This window comes from Bacillus sp. jun7 (assembly GCF_051034795.1).
In the GTDB taxonomy this organism is placed as follows: Bacteria; Bacillota; Bacilli; order Bacillales; family Bacillaceae; genus Bacillus; species Bacillus velezensis.
Map to the genome: position 1 here is coordinate 1,200,179 of NZ_CP093219.1, position 22,854 is coordinate 1,223,032.

The window sequence follows — 22,854 nt, forward strand, 5'->3', positions numbered from 1 at the left end:
TATGATGAATATATAGACGTTCACCCACACCAAGTGAGGCTCGCGTACATATGTTGTTAAAGACAAAAGTCAAATACCCTAAAAGAAGGAGCTGAAATCCATGAGCTGCGGAAAACACCATGGCCGAGATGAAAGTTGTGTATGCGATGCAGTCGAGAAGATTTTAGCAGAACAAGAGGCTGTTGAAGAACAATGCCCGACTGGATGCTATACGAATCTTTTGAGCCCGACGATTGCAGGTAAAGACACCATTCCGTTTCTCGTATTTGATAAAAAAGGCGGATTGTTCTCCACATTCGGGAACGTCGGAGGATTTGCGGATGACAGCCAGTGCTTTGAGTCCATTTTCTTTCGTGTAGAAAGACTATGTGATTGCTGCGCAACGCTTTCAGTATTGCGCCCCGTAGATGTGCACGGCGACACCCTCAGCGTCTGCCATCCTTGTGACCCGGATTTCTTCGGTTTAGAAAAAACAGATTTTTGCATTGAAGTTGATCTGAGCTGCTTCAGCGCCATTCAATGCCTTTCACCGGAGCTTGTTGACCGGCCTGAGCCGCACAAAGAGAAAAAGCATCACGGATAGTCATTGATTCGCATCTTTCCTAAAGAAGAATCCCCTTCCAACCTTCTATTACAGATGCAATCATCAGCCCGCCCGGACTTCCGGGCGGCTGACTCTCCGATATCGTTTAATCCGGTATATAAAACGTGAAGTCAGGAGGGATATTATGAGCAAGCATACAACATACTGTGTGCGTGAAGCGGTAGAAAATATTGAAGACCTGCAAAATGCGGTCGAGGAAGATTGCCCGGCCGGATGCTATTCCAACCTTTTATCGCCGGGTTTTTCATTAGGCGATACAGTGCCGTTTGTACTTTTCACTTCTAAATCATCACCGTTTACCGCATTCGGAAATGTCGGCGAGTTGGATAACGGTCCGTGTTTTAACACCGTTTTTTTCAGAGTTGAAAGGGTCTGTGACGGCTGTGCCACATTAAGCCTGCTTATTGCTTTTGACGAGCATAAGCACATTCTTGATTTTACAGATAAAGACTCTCTCTGCGATGTATTCCGTTTAGAAAAAACGAACTATTGCGTTGAAGTCGATCTCCATAGCTTCTGCGCCATCAATTGCCTGAACCCGAGACTGATCAACCGCACACATTCTTAAATCAAAAAGCATAAAAATAAGCTGCCGGATTAAAGAATTCAGGCAGCTTTTTGTATGGTTAAAATCCAAGCGGATGCAGCGAGGTGATATCGTCTATTGCGAGTTCTGCCGGCGCTCCGTTGCTTGTCGTCCGCAGGAAGATCGCATTATTTTTTCTTCCGACGATTACGCCTCTGTAGGTTTTCCCGTTGGCTTCTATCAGACAAAGGGTCCGCGGCATATTATGCGGCAGCTTCGTTAAGAAATCAATTTTTTCAAGAATGGACATTCTGCTCATCGGCTTTTTCACGCGCTTTGGCGGGACCTTTTCCTCTGGGGCGGCATTGTGAACCGCTTCAGGCTCTTTTTCAGCGGCTTCAGGCTCTTTTTTAGCGGCTTCAGGCTTGGCAGTGTCCTGCTCCGCTTGCGCCGGAACTTCTTGAACGGCTTCTTCTGAGCGGCTGTGCTGTTCAGGTACTTGCTTTTCTGGTTCGACAGCCACTGCTCCTTCAGGCTGAGTTTTACATTCTTCCTCCCGCTTTCCATGCATCGGCTCTTCTTCCGGCGGCTGCGGCGCTTTCCTTTTTTTGATTAATATGTCCTGCATTGATGATTGCGTGTCTGAATAATCCGCCTGAACAATATACATGAGCGGTTTTTTTTCCGCGTTTCTGTTTTGTTTTGACATCTTCATCCCTCCGATTCTGTCATGTTTTATTTATATGACGGAATGATTAAAATCAGAAGAAAGAAAAAAGCAATCCCTGAAAGGGACTGCTTGTTATTTAACGTGCGGTAATATGGAATCCTGAATCAACATGAAGATTTTCGCCCGTGATGCCTCTTGACAGGTCACTGAACAAGAATGCAGCCGTGTCGCCCACTTCTTCAGGTGTTGTCGTGCGGCGCAGCGGCGCGCGCTCTTCAATTTCTTTCAGGATAGAGTTGAAATCACTGATTCCTTTTGCAGACAGCGTACGGATCGGCCCTGCTGAAATGCTGTTGACGCGGATGTTTTCTTTTCCTAAGTCAGCGGCTAAATATCTCACGCTCGCATCAAGAGACGCTTTTGCCACACCCATTACGTTATAGTTTGAAACGACGCGCTCTCCGCCGAGGTAAGTGAGTGTAACGATGCTTCCGCCTTCAGTCATAATCGGGCGCGCCGCTTTTGCGACCGCTGTCAGAGAGTAAGAACTGATGTTATGCGCAAGCAGGAATCCTTCGCGGTTCGTATTTAAATATTCGCCGACAAGCTCTTCTTTGTTTGCGAACGCGATGCAGTGCGCGATGCCGTGAATCACGCCGACCTGCTCTTTAATGCTTGCAAAGCAAGTTTCGATCTCAGCGTCATTTGTCACATCACACGGAAGGATGATGGAATCATTTCTTTCTAATGTAGCCGCAAGGTCATGAACTGATTTTTCCAAGCGCTCTCCCGCGTAAGTGAAAATGAGGCGCGCTCCGGCTTCATGCAGCGAACGGGCGATTCCCCATGCGATACTGCGTTTATTGGCAACGCCCATCACAACGATGTTGCGGCCTTCAAGTGAGAAATTCATATGTATAAAGCCTCCTGTAATCGTCTTAAAGACATAGTTTTAGTACCTGATCTTAATTTTTATCATATCATAACCTTGTCCAGATTGAAAGCATGGGAAAAAGACCGCGGATGTTGAAGCGGTCTCTTTTTTATCTCGTCTGCAGACTGTTCCTTTTAAAGGCAAAATGATTGGTCGGGCCGTGTCCCGCTCCGATGCCGAGTGTATGTTCCACGGCTTCCCGCACAAAATTGACAGCTGTCTCAAACGCGGTCTGAATGTTTTTCCCCTTTGCCGTTTCTGCCGTCAGCGCGGCTGCGAACGTGCAGCCTGTTCCGTGGGTGTGTTTCGTGTCAATATAAGCGTGGCTGATTTGGGTAAAAGACGAACCGTCAAATAATAAATCAACGATTCTCCCCTGTTCAGGCTGATGTCCGCCTTTTATGATGACATGCTTTGCCCCAAGCTTGCAAAGGCGTTCGGCCGCTTTTTTCCGGTCCTCAAACGTGCGGATTTCCATCCCCGTCAATACCTCAGCTTCCGGAACATTCGGCGTCACCGCATAGCTGCGCGGAATTAACAGCTCTTTTAACGCGGCCTGAGATTCCTCACGCAGCAGGGAAGCGCCTCCTTTGGCAATCATGACGGGATCGGTGATGAGATGATCAAGCCCGTACTGATCCGTTTTTTCCGCAATTTCCGCAATCATTTCCGCGCTCCACAGCATTCCTGTTTTTACAGCATCAGGCCGCAAATCTTCCGCCACCGCGTCAATCTGGCTGCCCAGCGCCTCCCGGGTGAGCGGATAAATGCCGTGAACGCCCAACGTGTTCTGGGCGGTTACCGCTGTAAGGGCTGACATCCCGAAAACGCCGAGCTCCTGAAAGGTTTTGAGATCCGCCTGTATACCGGCGCCGCCTCCTGAATCTGATCCGGCAATCGTCAATGCTTTGCATATGCTCATGATGTTTTTCGCTCCTTTCACATTATCCGATCCATTTATGATAAAAAGATTTCGCTCTGCTGATATCACTTGTGCCGTGTATTAATGCTCTGCCGTCACGAAACAGTACCATCTTGAAATTGTCTGTGCAAAACGAAATTAAATACGGGTTGGCTGAAACATCAAGCCCTGCCCGTCTGAGCTGTCCCGCAAGATTTTGCAGATCAAACTGTTCGGAAATCCCCGTTCTGATCTGCACCGTGTTCCGCCCGCACAGAACCGCCGCTTTTGTCTGATTTTCATAGGATAAAAACGGAAAATCGTTTGTGCCGCAGCTTGGGCAATCAGCCGATTTAAGACGGGCGACGTTTATTTCTGACCGTTCATTTTTCCATAAATCAAAGGAACGGAGAACATGCTCGATAGATCCGCCCGTTAACAGCTTCAGCGCATCTGCTGCCTGAAAAACGGCCGTCTGCAATACAGCCGGGCTGATGATTCCCGCCGTATCGCATGTCATACCGCCTAAAGGCAATGTCTCAAGCAGACAGTGAAGGCATGGCGTGACACCGGGAATGACGGTAAAAGAGAGCCCGTAGCTGCCGACACAGGCGCCGTACAGAAAGGGAATTCCTTTCTGCACAGCCGCATCATTCACAATCAGCCTCGTTTCAAAGTTGTCGGCGGCATCCACGATGAGGGAGGCATCACGAATCAATCCGGGTGCGTTTTCCGCAGTGACATCCATGACAAATCCCTCGACCTCTACATCGCTATTTATAGACCGAAGCCGTTTTTCAGCCGCCGCGGCTTTCGGCATTTCCTGTCTGACATCGTCTTCGGTATAAAGCTGCTGGCGCTGGAGATTACTCCACTCCACATAATCTCTGTCAGCGATCGTTACCTTCCCGACCCCTGCTCTGACAAGCATCTCCGCACTTGCCGTCCCAAGCGCACCCGCGCCGATAATCACGGCATGAGACGACCGGAGCTTCTCTTGGCCGGTGGGACCGATCGGCTGAAACAGCTCCTGTCTGGAATATCTGTCCGTCATACCGGAAGACCGTCTCGCGGACTGCTTGCAGTTCCGTAATCTTTCACCGGAATTCTCCCGGCTTCATAAGAAAGACGGCCCGCTTCTACGGCAAGCTTCATCGCCCTGGCCATTTTGACCGGATCATCTGCGCCTGACACAGCGGTATTTAACAGCACGCCGTCAGCCCCGAGCTCCATCGCGTAGGCGGCGTCTTTTGAAGATCCGACGCCGGCATCGACAATGACCGGCACCTTCGCCTGTTCAATGATAAAAGAAAGATTCAGCGGATTTAAAATTCCCTGACCGGAACCGATCGGCGAAGCGCCCGGCATAATGGCATGCACCCCGAGCTCCTCAAGACGTCTTGCGAGCACGACATCATCCGACGTATACGGAAGCACGATAAATCCCTCTTCGAGCAGCTGTTCTGATGCTTTCAGCGTTTCAACCGGATCAGGCAAAAGTGACCGGCTGCATCCGATGACTTCTACTTTTATCATGTCACAAAGCCCTGAAGCTTTGGCAAGCCTTGCGATTCGGACCGCCTCTTCAGCCGTTGCGGCGCCGGCCGTATTCGGCAGAAGCGTGTATTTAGACAAATCAAGCTGTTCGAGAAAGTTAGGCTGAGACTCTTCAAAGATGTTCATCCGCCGCACCGCAAAGGTTAAAATATCTGATTCCGAGACGGCCACCGCCTCTTTCTGAATCTCAAAACTCGGATATTTTCCCGTTCCTAACAGCAATCTTGACCGAAACTGTTTTCCGCCTATTGTTAACATCCTCATCCGCCTCCTACAAAATGGACAATTTCTATGACATCGCGGTCACACAAACTTGTATTTTCATAATTCTTTTTTTCAATGATTTCTTTATTTCTCTCCACAACTACGATTCTTTGGTCAAGCTGGTACGATTCAAGCAAATCCTGAACCGTCCCCTCTTTTCGATTCCAATCAATTTGTTTTCCGTTCAGCTGAAGGATCATATATGAACAGCCTCCTTGCGATCGATTCGAAACGCTTCTTCCCATTCCTGTTTAATCTGTCTTTCCATGATCATATCCCGCACCATTTCAGCCGTTGCCGGCGCCAACAGGATGCCGTTCCGAAAATGGCCGGCGGCGAAGATGATGCCGCTGTCTTCAGGGTGTTGCCCGATAAACGGCTTGCCGTCTCTTGTTCCCGGCCTGAGCCCCGCCCAAAACCGGTCTATTTTCATATGTTCGATAGCGGGAAGCATGGTTTTCGCTTTTGCAATGACGGCCTCAATTCCTCCGATGTCAGGCGTATCGCTCCAGTCGCCCTGTTTCATCGTGGCGCCGATGACAAGCCGGCCGCTTTTTCTCGGGACGACATAACAATGATCATGGTAAAGGGTTTTGGTCAGCGGGGTATCGTCATTCCACACGGAAAGGCATTCTCCTTTCACAGGAAAAAAAGGCTGTCCCAAGCCGAGCCGGCTGAAAAACCGGCCGCTCCATACACCGCTTGCAACTGCGACTTTGTCAGCATAAACATCCCCGCCGGACGTTGTGATGCAATATTCTCCGTTCACCCGTTTTACGGAAGTGACTTGTGTATGCTCACATATGTCAGCGCCATAGCGCCGCGCTCCTTTTGCATACGCTTTGCAAACATAGTACGGTTCGACATGGACATCGTCTTTTATAAAACTTGCGCCGAGAATGTCTTTTGAAGCGTAAGGCTCTTTTTCAAGGGCATCTTCCGCTGAAAGCCAAGTGACGGAAGGCAGATCATCCATCTTCCGTAAACGGGCGATATCTTCTTCGGTATACGCCAGTTTAAGCATTCCGCCGTTATGGCGCCTGATGTCAATGCCGCTAGCTTCCTCAAGCTCTTGCCCCGCCGCTTCATACAGCCTTTGACTGTGCATGGCAAAATTAAAAAACGCATCCCGGTTTTCACATTCCGCATGAGCGCCCAGCATTCCCGCGGCAGCGCTTGTCGTTTTTCGGCCGACTTCTCCGGCTTCAAACAAGACAACGTTCTGCTGCGTCTTCGCCAGCTCATAAGAAATGGCACACCCGATAATTCCGCCGCCGATCACCGCCGTATCATAGTGCTTCTTCATAATCGGCCTCCCTTACCGCACGTGCATACCGTTTTGCCGCCTCCTCGGGATTTTCAGCTGAGAAAATGCCTGACATGACGGCAATTCCGTCCGGCTTCGCCTGCTTTGTGTGTCCGATCGTCTGCAGTGTCATTCCGCCGATTGCGATAACGGGGATGGAAAGCGTGCGTTTGATCTCTGAAAGCAGGCTGATGCCTCTTGCTTCAAGTCCTTGTTTACATTCGGTTTCAAATATATGGCCGAACACCACATAATCCGCATCTTCCTTTTCAGCTTGGATGGCTTCTTCCAGCGAATGAACCGAACGTCCGATATGAAGATGGGGAAATCTGCTTCGCACCTGCTTTACGGAAAAGCTGCGGGACGGAAGCTGAACACGGTGTATGTTGGCAAAAAGCGCGATATCCGCCCTGTCATTGATGATCAATTTGTCCTTATCCGCACCGCCCTTTTTCAAAAGGGACAAAAGCTGCATGATCTCTCCCGCTGTTTTATCCCGCTCACGGATATGGATAAAGCTCACTTCGCGCTGAATCGATAGAATATCCTCGGCCAGCTCGGCAACGGGTTTGCGATTATCAGTTACCGCGTGCAGCTCCAAAGGATTCCACCTCTTTTCCGTCCTTCTCGGACCAGCCTTCTTTTTGATAAGCCATTCCCCAAAATTGATATTCATAATAGCTTGAAATCACAAAATTCTCTTTCATTTTCGCGCGGATTTCCTCTGTGCTGTTTTCAGCAATCTCGTCAAAACGGCTGATCTGTTCTTCGACCTGCTGTCTGAACCAGTCTCCGCCGTATGTACCGATCCATTTTTCATAAATCGGATGCTCCGGTTTGCACTCTTTTAAGTGTTCGCCGACTTCATAATAAAGCCAATAACAGGGCAGAAGCGCAGCTAATATTTCTCCAAAATTGCCGCTCATCACCGATCTGTACATATGAGACGTATAAGAATAGGCGGTCGGTGCCGGTTTAAATGCCGCACGCTCTTCTTCCGTAATCCCTAAAAGCTCCGTAAACTCGCGGTGCAGCGCCATTTCCGCTTCATATGTCCCTTGAGCGTGGCCCGCCATCCTGCCCGTCGTAAACAAGTCTTCGGCATATGCGGCGCCGAATGCCTGAACTTTTGCAAAATGCGTCAAATAGTAGGAATCTTGCAGCACGTAATAGCTGAAACGGTCAATCGGCAGGCTTCCGTCACCGATTCCCGTTACAAACGGATGAACAAAACTTCCGTCCCACCATTCGGCAGCCGCCTGTCTGCATTCTTCAGAAAATGTCATCATGTCTTCCCCCCTGATAAAATAAAAAAACCACTTTCCCGCATCGGAAAAGTGGTTTGGAATTTAAATGGATAAAAGGAACCCCAAAAAAATACCGCTCCACTTCCCTACGCAGGTCTGAACCTGTTCAAGTTATGAGGGTCTAAAAGTCTCACTTTTATCTCAGCCCTTATGAAGGACACCCCTAGTGGTCATACGATTAATGATTTATTTGTTATGCCTTCTATATTATCACGAATTGCAATTTGGTCAAGCTTCAAGGATTTTTCTCAGTTCCGACACGTAGTTGCGCGAGCCCGTGACGATGAGACGGTCTCCTGTTTTCAGCCGCGTGTCTCCGTGCGGAACGATGCTGTCCACACCTCTGAAAATCCGGACGAAAATCACATCGCCCATCAGCGGAAATTCCCGCAGAATGATGCCGTTATACGCCGGGTTTTCCAGATTGATCTGATATAACGAAGACTCCTCATTCGTCAGGAGGCTCATCACGCCCGGCGCCTCAATTAACGCGCGCAGCAGCGTTTTTGTAGACAGAAGGATAGAAAAAATACTGATGCCTTCTTCTTTCAGTTTTGTTTCATGCTCAACCGAGCCGACGCTTGCGATGATACGCTCAGTCCCTTTCTCTTTCGCTAGTAAGGCGATTTCAGCGTTCACATCTTCATTTCCCGTCGCCACGACAAGAATATCCGTTTTAAAAATACCGTGCGACTCAAGCGTGCTGGGCTCGTAATCAGAAATCGTGTCAACCGAAAAAACGGATTCCGCAAGCGTTTCCCCGGCATTTTCCTGATACACATGGACGACCCGTACTTCATATTCCTCCTCTGGCAATTCCAGCGTAACCGGGAGCGTCATTTGGTTGGCACCGATAAATGTGATCCGCTTTTTTTCCTGCGGCGCGCTTTGCCGTTTGAATAATTTCTTAAAGCCGATCGGCGTGATGATGCTGGCAATAACCGCAACTAAAGTCAGCGCGCCGGACATATTGGCGCTGATAATGTGGAGCCTTTCTCCGATCGTAGCCGCCGCGATAACAAGCGACAGCGTGGACGTCAGCAAAAAGCCCGAAGCAAACACGGTTCTTTTGTCGTACCATTTCTTTAAATAAAACACCGGGAACATTTTGCTGATAAACAGCGCAAGCAGAAGCAGCGGAATCATCGTTAATGTTTTCGGATCTTGGAAAAGCGTCCAAATGTCCAATTTCACCCCGACCATGACGAAAAAGATCGGAATTAAAAACCCGTAGCCGAAGGAATCCAGCTGTTCCACCATTTCTTTATTCGGAGACAGAAGCGATACCAGAACGCCTGCCAAAAACGCGCCGAGAATATTTTCCGCCCCGAGAGATTCCGATAAAGCGACAAGCACGATAATCAGTGTGAAAATGGCTCTCGTGCCGATCTGCACGGTGCCTTTAGACATCGACTGCACAAATGAACGGTGTTTAAAGATCCTGCCGAAGAAATACAGCACGACCCCCGCGGCAAAGAGAATCAACAGAAGCCACATATTTCCGCTGTCTTCTCCGTAAAGAGAAGAGAAGAAAGCGAGCAGAATCATCGTAGCCAAGTCCGCGATAACGGCGACAAGCAGGATGATCTGGCCGATATTGGAGTTCATGATCCGTTCTTCCTTTAAAGTCGGGACCACCACACCGAGTGATATCGTCGAAATAATAAGCGTCATTAAAAATGCGTTTTGTATAAAACCGGCTAATACAAAGGCATAGGACAGCAGCAATGATAAAATAAAGATGCCGAAAAAGATAATCAGTGCGGCAGAAAACGTGTTGGGCGCTTCCTTGCCGTTCGGAAGGAATTGTTTTTTCTTCCCTTTCTCAAATGAAGAAAAATCAATTTCCAAGCCGCTTAAAAACATTAAAAAGATAAAGCCTAGAACAGACAGCGTCTCCAGCCATGTATCTCCCTGAACGACAAGATTCAGGCCGCTTTTTCCGATAATAAGCCCCATGATGATCTCCGCGACGACGACGGGGATGCTGAGCTTAAACCGATGTAAAAGGAGCGGCGTCAAAAAAGCGACGATCAGAACGACGACTAAAGATGCGACTGATGTGTGTTCCATTTGTAAATACCTCCTTAAAACAAGGGTTATAAAAGCCCGCTTTAAGCGGACGAAACCTTACTTTTTTTAAAAACATAACGCATATTCTAACAAGGCTGAACGCGAAAAAAAAGTGATAAGGCTTTATTTCTTCAATTCTTTTTTTAATTTGTACCAAAACAGCGTAATTAGGTATAGGAATTAGCCCCATAATAAATAAAAAACCGTTAATAAGGAGGCTGACACGAATGGCTTATGACATCATCAGCGATATACACGGATGTTATGACGAAATGATCGCCTTAATGCAAAAGCTCGGATATGAAGTGAAAGACGGAACGCCCGTCCATTCTGAAGGCAGGACGCTTGTCTTTGCAGGGGATTTAACGGACAGAGGCCCAAAATCCGTAGAAGTGATGCGTTTTGTGGCAAAAGCATATGAAAAAGGAACCGTCCGTTATGTCCCGGGAAATCATTGCAACAAACTGTATCGTTACTTAAAAGGAAACCCCGTAAAAGTGATGCACGGACTGGAAACGACGGCAGCCGAACTGAAAGAGCTGTCTCCCGCCGACAGAACGGAAGTCTCCAGACAATTTATCCGATTATATGAGTCAGCGCCGCTTTATGATATTTTACATAATGGCGATCTCGTTGTCGCTCACGCCGGCATAAAAGCTGACGATATCGGTAAATACTCGCGTAAGGTAAAAGAATTTGTTCTGTACGGCGATATTACGGGTGAAACGCATCCCGACGGCAGACCCGTCAGAAGAGACTGGGCTGCCGACTATGAAGGTAAAGCGTGGGTTGTGTACGGCCATACCCCGGTAAAACGCCCCCGGATCGTCAACCATACGATCAACATTGATACAGGCTGCGTCTTCGGCAATCAGCTGACAGGCTTTCGTTTTCCGGAGCATGAAACCGTCTCTGTGGAAAGCTCAATGCCCTATGATGCTTCACGATTTCGCGAGGATCACGGCAGGCAGGCATGAAAAAGGCCCGAAACCGATAAACGGTTCGGGCTTTACATATGTTCAATTAATGTTTTCATATCGTCAGGCACCGGGGCGTGAAAAACGAGCGTTTCTCCGGTCATGGGGTGTACGAATGAAAGCCGCTCACTGTGAAGAGCCTGCCGGGCAATTCCCTCATTTTTTCCGCCGTACAGTGTATCACCGACTAACGGATGGCCGAGGTAGCTCATGTGCACCCGGATTTGATGCGTCCGCCCCGTTTCCAGCCGCAGGGCTGCAAGCGTAAACGCATGTCCCGCTTTTTCCGTTTGAAAATGCGTCACCGCTCGTTGTCCATCCGGCGTTACCATCCGCTCAATAATACTGTCGTGTTTTCTTCCAATGGGCGCGTCCACCGTTCCTTCCTTCTGCAGCATGATCCCGTGTACGACAGCGAGATACCGCCTGCTGACAAGCCCCTTTTTCTGCGCTGCCGACAAAAGAGAATGGGAAAGCCGATGTTTGGCAATGAGCATCGCCCCCGATGTATCCCTGTCAAGGCGGGTGACAAGATGAACCGTTGATGGCACGCCGCTTTTTCGGTAGTGGCTGATCACTCCGTTAGCGATGCTTTCCGACGGGTGTTCTCTTGATGGAATTGAGGAGACATACGGCTGTTTATTGACCACAAGCACATGGTCATCTTCATAAAGAATATCAAGCGGAACCGGCTCAGGCAAAAGCGTTTCACTCACATGCTCCTTCGGAAATTCAATCTTAAGCACGTCTCCCTCCGCTAACACGGTGCGGACGGTTACATGCTCTCCGTTCACAAGCAGGTCTCCCCCGCCGAATTTAATGTCAGCGAGAAGCCGCTTTGAAATGCCGAGCTGCGCCGTATATTCTTTTACCGTCATGCCGGCTTCCCGGGCAGTCATGTTCTTTTGGATAAAAAAGTTGTCCAATCCGTTTCCTCTTTCTATTCGCCTTTTCCGATAAAGGAATCCTGCACCCTTTTCCAAAACGGAAAAGGGCGGAATCTTGCAAATCTGACTTTTTCATTTGCCACACGGCATAGAATGGACTTGACATCCTTATGCAGCAAGGTTAAATGATCAATTGTGACTTGAAAGTCGACGTCGTTTCTCGGTTTGATGACACAGTTATGATGATCGGGAAGCAAAAGCGGCGAACCGACAGTCCTGAACACTCTGTTGTTGATAGATGCCATTTCGGCAAGCTGAATCGCCCTGATGGAAGGGTGGATGATCGCGCCGCCTAACGCCTTATTATAAGCCGTGCTTCCGGAAGGCGTGGACAGACATAAACCGTCTCCCCTGAACGTTTCAAACAGCTGGCCTTTAATTTCCACGTCCGCGACGAGACTGCCTTCTATGCTTTTGATTGTACATTCGTTCAAAGCCAGATACCGCTCCTCACGCTCTTCATCATGATAAGTGACAATCACCTCAAGAAGGGGATACTCCACGGTATGATACGGCGTTTTGGCAATGGCCAGAACGAGCTTTTCTATCTCCTGCGGAACCCAATCGGCATAAAAACCCAAATGCCCCGTGTGAACTCCGACAAAAGCCGTTTTATCAAGACGGTCGCTGTACCTGTGAAATGCGTAAAGAAGCGTTCCGTCACCGCCGACGGAAATAACGATTTCCGGCTCTTTTTCATCCAAGGTCATATCAAAATCGAGTAAATACGCCTGTATTTTGCTTTTCAGTGTATCTGAAACCTCGTCTCCTTTTGAAGAAACGGCAAATTTCATGCCATTCCCCTCCTTTCCTACTGGCGGTCTCCCGCTTTTTTCTTTCGCGAGAACGCGGCTTGGGCTTCCTGGATTTCTCCGCGGATTTCTGACATTTCTTCATCGAGCCGGGATGCGGCTTCTGAGGCCCGCTGCAGCCTCAGCTTCACTTTTTCGGGAATGTTCCCGCTGTATTTGTAATTCAGTGAATGCTCAATGGTTGCCCAAAAGTTCATGGCAAGCGTCCGAATCTGTATTTCCACAAGAACGTGCTTTTCTCCGGACGTTGTTTGTAAAGGATATAAAACGACAAGGTGGTAAGACCGATATCCGCTTTCCTTATGCTCTGCTATGTAATCCCGCTTATCGACAACGGTAAAATCTTTTCTGGCAAACAGCATATTTTTGACGATCTGGATATCATCGACAAATTGGCACATAATACGCAGCCCCGCGATATCCTGCATCGTTTCAATCTGATGAAGCGGTATGCTTTTTCGTCTCGCTTTTTCAAGTATGCTCGCCACCGGCTTCACGCGGCCTGTCACAAACTCAATCGGTGAGTGGTCATCTTCATACTCATAAAGGGTTCTGACGCCTTTCAGCTTCACCTTTAATTCTTCAACAGCCTGGCGGTATGGCGCTAGAAATTGCTCCCATTGTTTGTCATCCATCGTACATCCCCCAATTCCGAACCTGTTCTAAAGAAATACGCTTTTCACTTTTTCTTCCATATCTCCGTAGTTTGCATTATCTTTAATATTTTCAAGAAGATAATCGAGTTCTTCATGCAGCCCTGAAAGTTCAACCGTTTTTCCGCCGGCCTCAAGGACCGCCGGTTTTCTTTGGTCTAAGGCTTCTTTCAGATCCGGCCAGATATGTTCTTTTATAATGACATATTCAAAAGAGTCAGCTGATTCAAGTATGTATACAAAAGCAAAGTGATCGGAATCAACAAGCATTTGACCTGAGGCTTTGCGTTCCGCTCCGCTTAAGTCTTCTCCGCACTTCAAGCGGAGCGCGTCTTCTGTTAATGATGCATTCTGGATTTCAATTCTCTTTTGCATAATGTTCTCCTTTTTTAACAAAGTACAGCATTTATTTTATCATATCAAGGTCGATATTGATAAACGTAACCTCTAAAGAGATAATGGGAATTATACAATTTTTCGTCCTGAAAGGAAGACTGTCATGACCCAAGAAATAGAAATTGAATTCAAAAACCTGCTGACAAAATCAGAATTTTTGAAGCTGAGTGAAGCACTCTGCATGAAAAAACATGATTTTAAACAGCAGGTCAATCATTATTTCGACACGAAAGATTTTTCCCTGAAACAAAAAAAATCAGCACTCCGCATCCGAGAAAAAGACGGCTCGTTCGTTCTGACTTTAAAAGAACCTGCCGCGGTCGGTCTGCTGGAAACGCACCAACAGCTTGCGGCGGCACCGGATCTTGACGTCTTCAAGATTCCGGATGGCCCCGTCAAACGGCAGCTGGACGGTCTAGGAATCCGTTCAGAACACATTTGCTGCTTCGGAACGCTGTCGACCGCACGCGCGGAAAAAGAATCAGAAAAAGGCTTAATCATTTTAGATCACAGCCGATATTTAGAGAAAGAAGACTTTGAATTGGAATTCGAGGCTGCTGACTGGGATGAAGGAAAACGGGCGTTTGAACAATTGCTCAAGCAATTCGGCATCCCAGAGCGGATCACGAAAAATAAAATCCAGCGTTTTTATGAACAGAAACAAAAAAAGGTGGAATGACACAGTGAATATAACGAATTGGGCGGCCCTTCTCCAGCTGCAGTCAATGGCGCTGCAATCAATCTCTCATACAAGCACGGATTCAGGCGGACAATCTTCAGAAAGCCCGCTTGCCAATTTCAGCGCGCTGCTCAGCCAGTATACGGACACAGCCGTCCGGCAGCAGCCGGAATCAGGGATTTTAAACGGTGTGCGGACCGCTCACGCTTCATATTCACCGAGAATTCCGGTTTCATCCGGTTCCGCGGCAGCTTCACAGACCGTTTCCCCGAGCATAAAGTCTCCGAATGCGGCTTCTGACATCAGCACCGGAAACTTTTCAATAGACAGCGCCATTCAGAAAGCAGCCGAAAAATACGGAGTGGACGAAAAGCTGATCCGCGCGGTTATTAAACAGGAATCAGGCTTTAATCCGAAAGCTGTCAGCGGTGCGGGGGCAATGGGACTGATGCAGCTCATGCCTTCCACGGCAGAATCACTCGGGGTGTCAAACCCGCTTGATCCCGTCCAGAACGCTGAGGGCGGCACAAAGTACTTAAAGCAGATGCTCACGAAATACGACGGAAATGTATCTCTCGCGTTAGCCGCCTACAACGCAGGCCCCGGCAACGTAGATCGGTACGGAGGCATCCCGCCGTTTAAGGAAACACAGCAATATGTCAAAAACATAACCCGGCAGTATTACGCGTAAACCAGAGAGGCTTCCTTCGCCCTCTGGTTTTTTTGCGGAGTGAAATCTTACACATGAATGAAGGCGATGTGATATGATATGAAATACAAGCGCCTGACAGAAAGGCACTTTGTTTGTAGAAATAAAATGTTATTGCTAAAATATACAGTAACTGAAGATAGTAAAACTGAAAGATAAATTCGCAATGGGAATTATGATTCCTATTAGCCATATAAAGGAGTAGTCAACATGGGACAATCGTTTAACGCACCATATGAAGCGATTGGAGAGGAACTTCTATCGCAACTTGTTGATACTTTTTATGAGCGTGTCTCGTCTCATCCCTTGCTGAAGCCGATATTTCCAAGTGATTTGACTGAAACGGCCAGAAAACAAAAGCAATTTTTAACCCAGTATTTGGGCGGACCTCCTCTTTATACTGAAGAGCACGGACATCCCATGCTCAGGGCAAGGCATCTCCCCTTTCCGATTACGGATGAGAGGGCTGATGCGTGGCTAAGCTGTATGAGCAAAGCGATGGATCAGGTCGGGCTGGAGGGCGATATTCGTGAATTTCTGTACGGGCGTCTGGAACTGACGGCCAGGCATATGGTAAACCAGTCAGAAGCGGAGGATCGATCATATTGACGAATTATCAGCATGAGCAATACTTCGCCCATTGCCACGGACATCCAAAAAAACCGCTCGAAATTTACATGTTTGTCGACCCTTTATGTCCTGAATGCTGGTCGCTGGAGCCCGCCATAAAAAAATTAAAAATCAAATACGGACGTTTTTTCACCCTGCGGATCATTGTTTCCGCGAGCATTACATCGCTGAATAAGCAAAAGCGGAAAAAACACCTTCTTGCCGAAGCTTGGGAAAAAATTGCGAACCGTTCCGGGATGCCCTGTGACGGAAGCCTTTGGCTTGAGCAGGATCAGCCTCTTGCATCGCCCTACCTTGCCGCACTCGCTTTAAAAGCGGCCGAACTGCAGGGAAGAAAAGCGGGCATTCTGTTTCTCCGCAGCATGCAGGAAAGCCTGTTTGTCTCCAAGCAGAATATTACGGATGAAGACGTTCTTTTAGAAATTGCTGAAAAGACGAAATTGGATGTTGAAGAATTCAAGCGCGACCTCCATTCGCAAAGCGCGGTAAAAGCGCTTCAGTGCGATATGAAAATCGCGGCGGAAATGGACGTCACCGTCAACCCGACATTGACGTTCTTTAACAGCCTGCATGATGATGAAGGGCTGAAGGTTCCCGGCAACTATTCTTATGACGTATACGAAGAGATCTTATTCGAAATGCTCGGGGATGAACCGAAGCCTTCTGAAACGCCGCCTTTGGAATGTTTCATTGAATATTTCCGGTTTGTCGCATCGAAAGAAATCGCACTCGTTTATGATTTGAGTCTAGAAGAAGTTGAAAAAGAAATGAAAAAACTGGCATTCGCCAAAAAGGTCGCCAGAGTGGAAGCAAAGCACGGTCTGTTTTGGAAATCTCTGGCCGGAACCCAGGAGGATGTCACCTGTTGTGACCATTAAAAAAAGCTGATTCCTTACGGAGCCGGCTTTTTTTGTGCAAATAAAGAAACCGCGCCGGGATAAGCGCGGTTTCATATGTCTTAACGACAACAAAGGGGATGGGAGAAATTTTTCACGGTCAAACAAAGGGGTAATGTTTGTTTGTGATCAATTTCACATCCTTATCATATCAAATCTTGTCGAGTTTTGACAAGCCATAAGATTAATGTTCATATTTTTGTCACAAAACATAACTGACTGCTTGTTTTCATAGAATATATCAATCATAAACAAGGAGGGAAATCAATGCTCCGCACCGTATTGATCATCGGAATGATTGTGTTTTTCTTCTTTTTAAACCTGCTGGCCATGATGCACATGCTGCCGATTTACATTACATCTCCACTGCTGTTTCTGTCCATATTGTTTGCCCTGTACCGGCTGAATCACCGAAAAACGTTTAAGGGGTTTTAGAAAAAGCCTGCGCATTTAATGCACAGGCTTTTTTGAATTACGAAGGGTTCACTTTCGAAAGAAGCTCTTCCATTTCATTCAGTTTCTCTTCAAACATTTTGCAGGCCGCCTCGATCGGTTCAGGCGATGTCATATCGACTCCCGCTTTTTTCAGTATGTCGATCGGATATTCCGAGCTTCCCGCTTTTAAGAATTCGGTATAGCGCTCCACCGCAGGCTTGCCTTCTTTTAAGATCTGGCTGCTCAACGCTTGGGCCGCACTGTAGCCTGTCGCATATTGATACACATAATAATTGTAATAGAAATGCGGAATTCTTGACCATTCCAGACTGATTTCTTTATCAATCACCATGTTGTCACCGAAATACTTTTTATTCAGATCATAATAAAGTTCGTTCAGCAGTTCAGGCGTTAGCGGCTCGCCTTCCTGCGCTTTCGTATGAATCAGATGCTCAAATTCAGCGAACATCGTCTGTCTGAACACTGTGCCTCTGAACCCTTCAAGCATGTGGTTGAGCAGGTACAGACGCTGTTTTTCATCCTTTAAGCTGTTCAGCATATATTCACCGAGCAGCGCTTCATTAGTCGTAGAAGCGACTTCAGCGACAAAAATGCTGTAGTTACCGTACGGATACGGCTGATATTTTCTCGTATAGTAGCTGTGCACGGAATGGCCGAACTCGTGAACGAGCGTAAACAGATTATTGACATTGTCATGCCAGTTCATCAAGATGTACGGATTCGTGCCGTATGTACCGGACGAATAAGCACCGCTGCGTTTTCCTTTGTTTTCGTATACATCGACCCAGCGGTTTTCAAGTCCTTCTTTTAAAATAGACGCGTATTCCTCGCCCAGCGGAGCAAGTCCTTTGAGCATATAATCTTTCGCTTCCTCATATGTGACCTTCATTCCCGAATCTTTTACAAGCGGTGTGTACAGGTCATAAATATGGACTTCATCAAGGCCGAGCACCTTTTTCCGCAGGTCAATGTAACGGTGTAATAACGGAAGATGTTTATTGATCGTTTTGATAAGGTTATCGTAAACCTCTTCAGGAATGCTGTTATTGGATAAAGCCGCTTCCCGTGCTGATTTATATTTTTTCACACGGGCGTAAAAATTATCTTTTTTCACAGTGCCGCTGAGTGTAGTCGCCATCGTGTTTTTATACTGTCCGTATGTTTTATATACGGCTTCAAATGCGTTTTTGCGGACTTCACGATTGCTGCTTTCCAGGAAATTAATAAAGTTGCCGTGTGTGATTTGAGTTTCCTTGCCGTTTTCATCCTTAATCGACGGAAACGTAATATCTGCGTTATTTAAAACGCTGAATGTATTGGAAGGTGACGACAGCGCTTCTGAGGCTTCCGCAAGCAGGGCCTCTTCTTGTTCGCTCAGCACGTGCGGACGCTGTTTTGTAATTTCCTCAATTGCATGGGAGTAAAGCTTAAGCTCCTCTTTTTCCAGAATAAACTGGTGCAGCTTGTCCTCCTGAATCGCCAGAATTTCCGGTTCAATGTAAGCAGTCGCGCTGGCAGCCTGAGAATACAGGCTTGCGGCTTTGTCGTTCAGCCCTTGGTAGAAAGAATTTCCCGTATCCTGGTCTGAGCGCATATGTGCGTATGCATAAAGTTTCCCAAGGCGGTTCGTCACTTCATCCTGTGCCGTAAGCGCCGCGTATAAATTATCAGCCGAATGAGCAAGCGTGCCTTTAAAAGAAGATAAATTCGGAATTAATTCTTTAACTGCTTGAAATTCTTTATTCCAGGCCTCATCACTAGGAAAAATATCCTCTAGTCTCCATGTATGCTCTGCCTTTACTTCACTTCTGTCAGGCAGCTGTGCTGCTTTATTTTCCTCAGTCATGGTGATCCCCCTCGTTTTCTTTACTTCAAGCCAATTGAAAAAACGATTGTTTCTCCAAAAACTTGTGTTGTGATTATCTTCCGGCTTTTCACTGCCTTTTGTCAAATCATATGCGGCATATAAGACCGAGCATACCAATAATACAGTGAAAAAACGAAAACAAAATGCTTGTACGCCCCTCACATTCGCCACCACCTTGACGTTAGGGTGAACGAAATGAAGCATTCTCATTCCCCAAAAAAGAGCAGGTCCCGCCGGCGCAGCTCTTCTGCCGTTTGAGGGCGCTTCTGCTGAGATGAGGGCATATATACTTCATTCTCAATTTCCCTTAAAAAATCCTGCAAGCATAAGAAATCAGCATATTGTTTTACCGCCATTCCGATAAGGCTGTCTTGTGAACCATACCGCATCCGGATCTCCTTATGCCTGATTTTTTGCCGTAAATCATGAACCATGCCGGATAATCGGATCGGAGCGCCTTTTTCAAAAAGTTCCGCAAGCCGCAAGTATAAATGGCCCTGCCACACAAAAACGGGACTTGCAAACACAAAGCCCGCTGAAACGGGAATAAACACTTCAGAGGGGAGAAATGGAAATGCAACCTGATGTCTTTCGTAAAAAAGACGCCGGATAAGACCGGCATCTTCTGATAAAAACCGCCCGCTTTTGCTGCGGAAGCCGGCAACGGCACGCCCCCACGAGGGAAGTCTGACGCTGTGCCGCCCTTCCGGATGACAAATGTCTTTCAGGTTTGCTTTGTGAAGAGGGATTGTGGTTAAGCCGGCATAAGAATAGCCGGTGTAAAACGGAGTGATGGAATGCAGCCTGTAAAAGGAGCGGGCGTCGGGGCAGTAAAACATTAAGGAGGAAAATGAATTGACTTCAAAGAACTGCCAGTGAAAAGCAGAAAGCCGGAAAAATTGCGCGGCCATCCGTTTTAACCGTTTTGCCCCGATGATCCAGACCGGCCGGTACCCGGCGTTTTTCAGGCCTGCCGTCCGGCTCTTTAAAGAGTCCGCCGAAAGGTTCGCACATTGAAATTCAAAAGCCAGCCTTTCTTCTCCGCTTTCTGCCGTCAAGTCAGGCCGCTGTCCAGCGGAAGTCAGATACGGTTCCAGGCTGACACTGCACCCTTGTGTCTTCAGCCAGAGAAAAAGCTGTCTTTTTCCTTCCAGATGGTATTCGCTTTCAGGTTCGGATTCCCCGGGACACAGCCTGCTTTTTTTATGAGCGAAGTGCGGCAGTTTCTCCCGTCCCAGTTTGATATCAAGCTCACTTTTGCAAACGGGGCAGAACCAGCGTTTCTTTCTCAGCTCGGCCGCTTTTTCCTTTGAATAGCTTCCGGCCAGCTGAATGAGCCGTCCGTCGGCAGTCACAGCACTGAACATGTTGCATCTTCTCCTTTCCTGAATCTTGTTGTATTCAGCAGGAAGAAGGCATAATCCTGTTTGCGGATGAGAGCCGTTATACGGTTTTCAGCCGTTCATCCTGTCATTCAGAACAAAAAAAACCGATTTCTGCTGAGAGAAATCGGTTTGTTATGATGCAAAGTGTTTTTTTATTGTATATAACGCATGATCAGCGATCACCAATTTGCCGTATTCTTCAAGACGGTGAATGCTGACTGATGATTCGTGCGCGTACTCCAACAGGATGCTTAGCTGATTTTCAACCTCTTCATCAGTTTGCTCATAAAAATCTGCATATAAATAATATCGGTCTTCAAACGAATACAAGGTCGTTTTGATTCCGTTAAGATTCAATTTTGATAGCGAGATGAGATCCTCAAAATCATCGAACCGCAAAGTGAACTGAAGCTTTTGCTCCTTATCTTCCCGGCTCTCGGCCTGCTCTTCTTTCTGGAAATCATCAAGTAAAGCATCGAGATTTTCATCTGCCGGCTCTTGTTTTTTATCTTCCGGGATCGGCAGTTCGAGTTTTTGTCCGTCCTTGGAAAGCTGGGCTTTTGTTACGATTATTTCCAGTCCTTTGTCCAATGCCTGAACCTGAATCCAAAGAGGACCCTCGACAGCGAATTCCTCTTCATCATGCACTTCATCCATGACTTCCCAGAACAGTTCTTCACTGCGCTCGCGATTGTACCAGATTTCTTCTCTGTCAAAACCGCGATCTTCAATATCACCATAAGACATATAAAATTTTACAGTATGCTCATTAATTCTTTCTATTTCCATTTTGCCAACCTTCCCTTCTTTATAAGATGTTGAAGGGACATCTAAGCTCCCGATGAATAGTACTTTACTACACTTTACCCATTCCGTCCACATCTTAACCTTATAGAAGACAGCGCAAATTCTTTATATTTCTATTTTATGATAAAACAGTTATAAAAGAAATAAAAAAGCATTTTCACACTGAAAAACAGGCTTTCTCCCGGTTCCCATCATAAATAGCGCACTGCTTCATATATTAGCTGTACAAGCAATCGATCTATAAGCGAGGTGTTACCATGCCGCACGATTACCTGCTGTCCCTTCTGCTTATTATCGGGATTGACCTTATTCTCGGCGGTGACAATGCCGTCGTCATCGCGATGGCCAGCCGGAATCTGGCCCATAAACAAAGACAGCAAGCGATCATCTTCGGAACATTTATCGCAGTCGTCTTGAGAATCGTTCTGACGAGCGCTGCGGTCTATTTATTGAATGTTCCTTTTTTACAATGCGCAGGCGGGGTATTTTTATTGTATCTCGGCTATCAGCTTCTGATTGAGAAGAAAGATGCGCAGCATGTGAAAAGCAGTTCTTCTCTTTGGAAAGCCATCCGCACAATCGTTCTGGCTGATATCTTTATGTCGCTTGACAATGTCATCGCAGTAGCCGGCGCTTCTCACGGTGAGCTGACACTTGTAGTGATCGGTCTCTTCATCTCGGTGCCGATTATTATTTGGGGCAGTAAGCTCGTTCATGCCGCCATGGAAAAAATGCCTTTATTGATGTATGCCGGGAGCGGCCTTCTCGCATTTACCGGCGGTGAAATGATTGCCGGAGACAGCAAGCTGTCATTTTTCATGGCAGAACACGGCATGATACAGATGATGCTGCCGATTTTGACCGTCGTTTTTGTTATCCTCGCCAGTATGATTTACCAGCAGACTGAAAAATAACAAAAAGCCCAAACCGCGATGGTTTTGGGCTTTTTCCATGCTTATCGTAAGCTTATATCAGTTAGCAAGACGCTGTGCTTCTCTTAATTGGAAAGAACGCACTTTTCTTGGCAGGAATCGTCTGATTTCATCTTCGTTATAGCCGACTTGCAGACGTTTTTCATCAATGATGATCGGACGGCGGAGCAGTCCCGGATGCTCATTGATCAAAGTATATAAGTCTTGAAGCGGCATAGATTCAACATTTACGTTCAGTTTCTGGAATACTTTAGAACGGGTAGAGATAATTTCATCCGTACCGTCTTCAGTCATACGCAGAATCTGCTTGATCTCATCAATTGATAACGGCTCGGAGAAAATGTTTCTTTCTACAAACGGAATCTCGTGCTCTTCAAGCCAAGCTCTTGCTTTTCTGCATGACGTACAGCTAGGTGATGTGTATAATGTAACCATTAATCTTCACTCCTCTAATTAGTAGGATGAACATGTTTGTATTCTCAAATTGAAATGACTTTAAAAAAGGAATCTTTATAGGTATTATACTATAAAAAAGTAAGTGTGAACAGTCTCCTGAGAAAAAAATG

27 protein-coding genes, 1 pseudogene and 1 riboswitch are annotated in these 22,854 nt (G+C 47.0%); of the genes and pseudogenes, 9 read left to right on the forward strand and 19 right to left on the reverse strand.

Annotated elements, in window-relative coordinates; all coding sequences use genetic code 11:
* Positions 1–100 precede the first annotated feature (100 nt).
* Both cotY and cotZ read left to right on the forward strand, forming a co-directional pair.
* Positions 101–583: a spore coat protein CotY gene (gene cotY, locus MJQ52_RS05300; RefSeq protein WP_265210073.1), complete on the forward strand. Its 483-nt coding sequence runs from the start codon at positions 101–103 to the stop codon at positions 581–583.
* Positions 584–728: 145 nt separating this feature from the next.
* A complete protein-coding gene (gene cotZ / locus MJQ52_RS05305) occupies positions 729–1,172 on the forward strand; it encodes a spore coat protein CotZ (RefSeq protein WP_003154997.1) in 444 nt (147 codons plus the stop codon).
* A gap of 58 nt (positions 1,173–1,230) precedes the next feature.
* Here cotZ and MJQ52_RS05310 read toward each other — a convergent pair whose 3' ends face one another.
* From MJQ52_RS05310 to MJQ52_RS05355, 10 genes are all read right to left on the reverse strand, one after another.
* Positions 1,231–1,839, reverse strand: a complete 609-nt coding sequence (locus tag MJQ52_RS05310; RefSeq protein WP_024085133.1) for a CotO family spore coat protein — start codon at positions 1,837–1,839, stop codon at positions 1,231–1,233.
* Positions 1,840–1,936: 97 nt separating this feature from the next.
* Positions 1,937–2,713, reverse strand: a complete 777-nt coding sequence (fabI, locus tag MJQ52_RS05315) for an enoyl-ACP reductase FabI (protein WP_003155001.1) — start codon at positions 2,711–2,713, stop codon at positions 1,937–1,939.
* Between the two features lie 130 nt (positions 2,714–2,843).
* Positions 2,844–3,656: a bifunctional hydroxymethylpyrimidine kinase/phosphomethylpyrimidine kinase gene (gene thiD, locus MJQ52_RS05320; protein WP_003155003.1), complete on the reverse strand. Its 813-nt coding sequence runs from the start codon at positions 3,654–3,656 to the stop codon at positions 2,844–2,846.
* 22 nt (positions 3,657–3,678) lie between these two features.
* A complete protein-coding gene (thiF, locus tag MJQ52_RS05325; protein ID WP_003155005.1) occupies positions 3,679–4,689 on the reverse strand; it encodes a thiazole biosynthesis adenylyltransferase ThiF in 1,011 nt (336 codons plus the stop codon).
* Complete coding sequence (gene thiG, locus MJQ52_RS05330; RefSeq protein WP_088005363.1) at positions 4,686–5,456, reverse strand: thiazole synthase; 771 nt, start codon at positions 5,454–5,456, stop codon at positions 4,686–4,688. The genes thiF and thiG overlap by 4 nt, the downstream gene beginning before the upstream one ends.
* Positions 5,453–5,656 (reverse strand): sulfur carrier protein ThiS, encoded by a 204-nt coding sequence (gene thiS / locus MJQ52_RS05335; protein ID WP_003155008.1) that lies wholly within the window; start codon positions 5,654–5,656, stop codon positions 5,453–5,455. The genes thiG and thiS overlap by 4 nt, the downstream gene beginning before the upstream one ends.
* On the reverse strand, positions 5,653–6,762 hold the full coding sequence (gene thiO / locus MJQ52_RS05340) for a glycine oxidase ThiO (RefSeq protein ID WP_014304796.1): 1,110 nt from the start codon (positions 6,760–6,762) through the stop codon (positions 5,653–5,655). Before thiO ends, thiS begins: the two co-directional genes overlap by 4 nt.
* A complete protein-coding gene (gene tenI, locus MJQ52_RS05345) occupies positions 6,746–7,363 on the reverse strand; it encodes a thiazole tautomerase TenI (RefSeq protein WP_003155010.1) in 618 nt (205 codons plus the stop codon). The genes thiO and tenI overlap by 17 nt, the downstream gene beginning before the upstream one ends.
* The gene (gene tenA, locus MJQ52_RS05350) at positions 7,341–8,048 is read right to left on the reverse strand and encodes a thiaminase II (RefSeq protein WP_003155011.1); all 708 of its coding nucleotides are present in this window, start codon (positions 8,046–8,048) and stop codon (positions 7,341–7,343) included. The genes tenI and tenA overlap by 23 nt, the downstream gene beginning before the upstream one ends.
* Before the next feature lie 87 nt (positions 8,049–8,135).
* Positions 8,136–8,244: riboswitch (TPP riboswitch) on the reverse strand.
* A gap of 53 nt (positions 8,245–8,297) precedes the next feature.
* Positions 8,298–10,142: a monovalent cation:proton antiporter family protein gene (locus MJQ52_RS05355; protein ID WP_265210072.1), complete on the reverse strand. Its 1,845-nt coding sequence runs from the start codon at positions 10,140–10,142 to the stop codon at positions 8,298–8,300.
* Positions 10,143–10,369: 227 nt separating this feature from the next.
* On the opposite strand from MJQ52_RS05355, the gene prpE reads away from it, so the two are divergent.
* Entirely contained in the window at positions 10,370–11,119 is a 750-nt protein-coding gene (gene prpE / locus MJQ52_RS05360) for a bis(5'-nucleosyl)-tetraphosphatase PrpE (RefSeq protein WP_265210071.1), read from the forward strand.
* Positions 11,120–11,151: 32 nt separating this feature from the next.
* On the opposite strand, the gene MJQ52_RS05365 is transcribed toward prpE, so the two are convergent.
* The 4 genes from MJQ52_RS05365 to MJQ52_RS05380 are packed head-to-tail and all read right to left on the reverse strand — an operon-like array spanning position 11,152 to position 13,906.
* The gene (locus MJQ52_RS05365; RefSeq protein WP_070081631.1) at positions 11,152–12,045 is read right to left on the reverse strand and encodes an RluA family pseudouridine synthase; all 894 of its coding nucleotides are present in this window, start codon (positions 12,043–12,045) and stop codon (positions 11,152–11,154) included.
* Between the two features lie 14 nt (positions 12,046–12,059).
* Positions 12,060–12,860, reverse strand: coding sequence for an NAD kinase (locus tag MJQ52_RS05370; protein ID WP_003155018.1), 801 nt, complete (start codon positions 12,858–12,860; stop codon positions 12,060–12,062).
* Between the two features lie 17 nt (positions 12,861–12,877).
* Positions 12,878–13,513, reverse strand: coding sequence for a GTP diphosphokinase (yjbM, locus tag MJQ52_RS05375; protein ID WP_003155019.1), 636 nt, complete (start codon positions 13,511–13,513; stop codon positions 12,878–12,880).
* A gap of 27 nt (positions 13,514–13,540) precedes the next feature.
* Complete coding sequence (locus MJQ52_RS05380; protein ID WP_003155020.1) at positions 13,541–13,906, reverse strand: hypothetical protein; 366 nt, start codon at positions 13,904–13,906, stop codon at positions 13,541–13,543.
* Between the two features lie 124 nt (positions 13,907–14,030).
* Here MJQ52_RS05380 and MJQ52_RS05385 point away from each other — a divergent pair, with 124 nt between their 5' ends.
* From MJQ52_RS05385 to MJQ52_RS05405, 5 genes are all read left to right on the forward strand, one after another.
* The gene (locus tag MJQ52_RS05385) at positions 14,031–14,606 is read left to right on the forward strand and encodes a CYTH domain-containing protein (protein ID WP_003155021.1); all 576 of its coding nucleotides are present in this window, start codon (positions 14,031–14,033) and stop codon (positions 14,604–14,606) included.
* 4 nt (positions 14,607–14,610) lie between these two features.
* On the forward strand, positions 14,611–15,297 hold the full coding sequence (locus tag MJQ52_RS05390; RefSeq protein ID WP_003155022.1) for a lytic transglycosylase domain-containing protein: 687 nt from the start codon (positions 14,611–14,613) through the stop codon (positions 15,295–15,297).
* Between the two features lie 228 nt (positions 15,298–15,525).
* Complete coding sequence (locus MJQ52_RS05395; RefSeq protein ID WP_003155023.1) at positions 15,526–15,924, forward strand: thiol management oxidoreductase; 399 nt, start codon at positions 15,526–15,528, stop codon at positions 15,922–15,924.
* Positions 15,921–16,823, forward strand: coding sequence for a protease adaptor protein SpxH (gene spxH / locus MJQ52_RS05400; RefSeq protein ID WP_024085126.1), 903 nt, complete (start codon positions 15,921–15,923; stop codon positions 16,821–16,823). The genes MJQ52_RS05395 and spxH overlap by 4 nt, the downstream gene beginning before the upstream one ends.
* A gap of 285 nt (positions 16,824–17,108) precedes the next feature.
* Positions 17,109–17,276, forward strand: a complete 168-nt coding sequence (locus MJQ52_RS05405; RefSeq protein ID WP_003155026.1) for a hypothetical protein — start codon at positions 17,109–17,111, stop codon at positions 17,274–17,276.
* 37 nt (positions 17,277–17,313) lie between these two features.
* Here MJQ52_RS05405 and pepF read toward each other — a convergent pair whose 3' ends face one another.
* The 4 genes and pseudogenes from pepF to MJQ52_RS05425 form a co-directional block, all read right to left on the reverse strand.
* Positions 17,314–19,143 carry an oligoendopeptidase F gene (pepF, locus tag MJQ52_RS05410; protein ID WP_003155028.1) on the reverse strand — a complete coding sequence of 610 codons (1,830 nt, stop codon included), beginning with the start codon at positions 19,141–19,143 and terminating at the stop codon, positions 17,314–17,316.
* A 227-nt stretch (positions 19,144–19,370) separates the two neighbouring features.
* On the reverse strand, positions 19,371–20,531 hold the full coding sequence (locus MJQ52_RS05415) for a competence protein CoiA family protein (protein WP_094247076.1): 1,161 nt from the start codon (positions 20,529–20,531) through the stop codon (positions 19,371–19,373).
* Between the two features lie 150 nt (positions 20,532–20,681).
* Entirely contained in the window at positions 20,682–21,338 is a 657-nt protein-coding gene (gene mecA, locus MJQ52_RS05420; protein WP_003155032.1) for an adaptor protein MecA, read from the reverse strand.
* Positions 21,321–21,431: pseudogene (locus tag MJQ52_RS05425) on the reverse strand (adaptor protein MecA); the annotation flags it as partial. The gene mecA and the pseudogene MJQ52_RS05425, both read right to left, overlap by 18 nt.
* Before the next feature lie 182 nt (positions 21,432–21,613).
* Here MJQ52_RS05425 and MJQ52_RS05430 point away from each other — a divergent pair.
* A complete protein-coding gene (locus MJQ52_RS05430) occupies positions 21,614–22,270 on the forward strand; it encodes a TerC family protein (protein ID WP_003155033.1) in 657 nt (218 codons plus the stop codon).
* A 57-nt stretch (positions 22,271–22,327) separates the two neighbouring features.
* Here MJQ52_RS05430 and spx read toward each other — a convergent pair whose 3' ends face one another.
* Positions 22,328–22,723: a transcriptional regulator Spx gene (gene spx / locus MJQ52_RS05435; RefSeq protein WP_003155034.1), complete on the reverse strand. Its 396-nt coding sequence runs from the start codon at positions 22,721–22,723 to the stop codon at positions 22,328–22,330.
* Between the last annotated feature and the right edge of the window lie 131 nt (positions 22,724–22,854).